General features: G+C 42.8%; 1 protein-coding gene. It reads right to left on the bottom strand.

Annotated elements, in window-relative coordinates:
- Window positions 1-4210 (bottom strand): beta strand repeat-containing protein (locus ESB04_RS12310; RefSeq protein WP_164969665.1); only part of this gene is annotated, 4210 nt, incomplete at both ends.

Below are 4210 nucleotides of genomic sequence, written 5' to 3' on the forward strand. Positions count from 1 at the left end.
TAATTTAGAAGCCGTACCTACACCGGTAGTTATGTTAGAAGTAGTACCCGTTAAGCTAGTATTATCAGTGGCCGTAATGGTAGTCGTAGTACCAGAAACTGTATGTGAAGTAAATGTTACAGTAGCAATACCATTGGCATCGGTTGTACTAGTCGCAGAAGAGAAAGAACCATTGGCATCGCTCTTGGACCAAGTGATGGTTTTACCCGAAGTGCTTACTGGGTTATTGTTGGCATCGACTAATTGAGCGGTGATGGTTACGGTACCCCCAGCGGTAGGAGAAGAAGAGCTGCTTGTTACGATGTATTTGCTAGCTGCTCCAGCTACTACGGTAAATGCATTGGAATTGCCTGTTTTACTACTTACATTACCTGAACCTGAACCAGTGGCAGTCAATTCTACTCCACTCTCTGCTTTTGTATAAGTAACCCCTGAAATAGTCACATCACTTCCGCCATTCAATATGGTACCAGTTAATGTACCTCCTAAAGTTCCATTACCTGTTTTCAGCGTCAATGTAACTGTGCCATCTGCAGTAGCATTAACGGGGTTTCCATTGGCATCCGTAAGAGTTACCGTTACACTGAATCCATTACCTGCGGTTTGCTGAGCGATGTTGGAAATAACCAATTTGGAAGCGGCCCCTTCCGTATAGGTGATGGTTGACTGCGTTTGATTAGCTGTTCCGCTTTTTACTGCGGCTCCACCCAAGGTTGCTACAAAGACACCTGTACCGGTTAAAGTAGGAGATGTAACGGTTGCTGTATAAGTTCCGTTTGAGTTGTCAGAAACAGAGCTAATGGTACCTGTTCCAGAAGATTTTGTGATGGTTACGGTTGAACCACCCGCACTGATATTGTTGCCATAGGCATCTTTCGCAGTAACTGTTAATACTTGGGTAGATGTACCATTGGCAGTGATACTAGCCACCGTTGGTGTTAAAGTGGATGCAGCTGCATTGACTGTACCAACAGTTACAGCAATATCATCCGTGGCATCTACAACTCCAGCTCCAGCGTCAGCTGGGGTTGCATCAGACAAAGTGACGGTGTAGGTACCAACAGTTGTTTTTTCAAACCAGAAATTTACGGTCGACGAACCATCAGCAAAATCTACGCTTGTGATGACATTACCTCCAGAGGCTGCGTCATAAAATACACCTCCGCTGGTGGAGAATAAATAGGCAGTTTGAGCACCCGTAGTATATGGTAAAGAACCAGCATCTAATCGGGTTCCCACATAGGCAGCTCTAGTTCCTGCAGTAATATCGGCTGGACTATTCAATGAGAAACTGGTTGCTCCTGTAGATTCTCCAATGTAGAAATCAGAGAAAGAGTTAAAGTTCTGACCTTTAATGGTTTTCGTGCTACCATCTGTGCGTACATGACCACTTGGGGCCTTCCATGAACCTGAATTTTTGCGCACGACCATGTTGGATAGACTGGCAGAACCTACGATGTCACCACTTGGGAAACCTAAGGTAATGTTATAGGTAGTAAATCCATTAGCTGCTGAACCACTTCCGTCACTAACTCTCCATTTTCTCTTAACATATTTGTCACCTCGAATACCGGATCCGCTGATGGATGTATTGTCTGCTAATGTGTTGGTCGAGGATTCAATGGTTAGGTCTGTAGAAGAGGAACTTCTACCACTGAAATCTAAGGTTACAGGGGTATAGGCAGAAGCATCACCAATCGGGAAGGAAACAGAAGGGTCTGTTTGTTTTGGAATAACCCTCGATATAGTACCTTCTACATAACGAGTGTCAGAAGCACCTGTGATAGTGGCGTCCGCAGGGAAGCTTAACTTTTTATTGTTCCCCATGACCACATGTCCTGATACCAAATTCAAGGTATTGTTGATGGTTAAATCAGCTGGAATAGTCAAAGAACTTCCACCCGTCACATTAACCTTTAATTCTTTCAAATTTTGTCCGCCGGAAGCAAAATCTAGACTAGGACTTCCTGAGGTAGTATTTACATGTAATGTGGAAGAATTTGTTCCTTTTAATTTACCATTACTAGATCCATTAACCGATTGGTTTAAGGTTAAGGTATTATTATCTCCAATGGAGAAAGAGCCACTTTTTAGATAAAAATCATTAGCGATGCTAACATTACCATGCATGGTTTGATCAGAATAGGAGTTGTCCCATTCAAAATTCAAGAATGCTTGATTAAATCCACTAGTCAATGAGGTAGAGGAAAGCCCCGTAATTTTTGTTAAAGCCCCAGAAGCTTGCGTTGTCCAAAGGGCCTTTGGTATAGATCCTCCATCGCGGGCATGCCAATAGGTACCTCCGTGGAAATTAGGCAAATATCCGTTGCCTCCATTTTCATTGGTATTCACAAAATCACCCCCGGAATTTTTAAAAGTTCCGTGGGTATGTACATTATATTCTCCATAAATTCCAGAGTGATGATTCAAAGTTAGAGTACCTCCAGTGCTTAGGTCGAAAGTACCATCAATAATCATACTGTATAAGGAAACGGATTGACTAAGCGTAGTCGTAATACCTGAGGGTATTTTTACGATATCGTATTTGTCGTAATTGTACTTAATGCCCACTGTATCTGCAAAAGTAGTTCCCCCATCGTTTGAGATGGACCAGGTTACAGCATTCCAATTTCCAATTGATTTGGGAGAGTAAATTTTACCCTCTGTAATGGTGAATGCTGCGCTGGTTCCTGTACTTAAACTAGGACCTCCAGCCGAATACTTAGCGGCTTTGATGGTAGCATTATTGTTAATGGTATATGGGTTAGTCGATTTATCTACCGTTGAAACTTTATATCGTACATAATTTATATCTGTATAATAGTTCCCACTAGAAATAGTAGCTTGGATAGGGTTGGACTGTACTACATTGGAAGAATTAGTTCGCTCTATTCCATCAGATGTACGATCGGTAGCCCCAATGAATAAACTTAGTTCGACTCCAATGTCGGATGGCGCAGGGGAGTAGTTACCATAGGCATCCTTTAAACTAACTCGAATAATGTTGTTGTTAATTCCTAATATACCCACAGCTGGATTGATGTCAGTCACCTCAATGGCCGTTGGTGTATTGGGAGAAATGATGAAAGTAGATGAAATAGCTTCAGTCAAAGTACCACTAGTAGCCTTCAATTTGTAGGAAGAAGCACTGGATTTATTGATGGAAATACCAGTAAAAGTAGCTTCACCTGCTACTGCTGCCTGAGTCAGTGTACCTGAAAGTGTTCCAGACGCAGGATTGGTTTCAATAGAAAGGGTAATGTTATCAGTTGAAGAAGTTGGATTTCCTGCGGCATCCAAAATTTGAACTTTAATAGCTGGGCTAATGCTTGATCCTGCAGTAGCATTACTTGGTTGTACGCTAAATGCTAATTTTGTGGCACCACCAGAAGTGATATTAAATGTATTAGAAGTAGCTCCCGTTAAGCCAGAGCTGGAGAAACTTAAGGTATAAGCTGATCCAGCATTATTGATCGATAAGTCATTAAATGTCGCTACCCCATTAACAGCGGCCACTGTTTTAGTTCCTGATAGTGTTCCCGATCCTGGATTCGTCCCAATGGCTACGGTGATATTAGCAGTCGATGATGTCAGGTTTCCATTGGCATCTTCAATTCGCACGGTTATGGCTGGATTTATGGCTGCATTGGAAGCAGTATTGCTTGGTTGGGTTTGAATGGTCAATTTGGCCGCGTTTCCAACCGTATAAGTAATGACACTATGTTGTTGAGAACCAGTTCCATTTTGTACTTGATTTCCCCCAATAGTTGCTACAAATTCCCCAGTTCCCACCGTAGTTGGTGCTGTAACGGTGGCTGTATAAGTACCATTTCCTCCATCTGAAACCGAACCTATTACACCCGTTCCTGTATGTCGAGTGATAGTAACCGTAGCACCACCAGTACCCACATTGTTTCCATTTGCGTCTTTAGCCGTTACAGTTAACAATTGCGTTGAGGTACCATCGGCAGTAATACTAGCCGAGGTTGGCGTTAGAGTTGATTTACTTGCATCTACCGGTCCAGCCACCGTAGTGATGGTAGGAGAAGTACCTGTAATACTTGAAGTAGTGGCCGTGACAGAGGTAGCAGTACCAGCAACTGTATGGGTAGTTAAAACAACCGTGGCAATACCACTGGCATTGGTGGTTGTAGAAGCAGATGCGAAGCTACCGTTGGCATCAGACTTGGTCCAATTGACGGTTTGTCCA

This window comes from Aquirufa rosea, assembly GCF_004118285.1.
In the GTDB taxonomy this organism is placed as follows: Bacteria; Bacteroidota; Bacteroidia; order Cytophagales; family Spirosomataceae; genus Aquirufa; species Aquirufa rosea.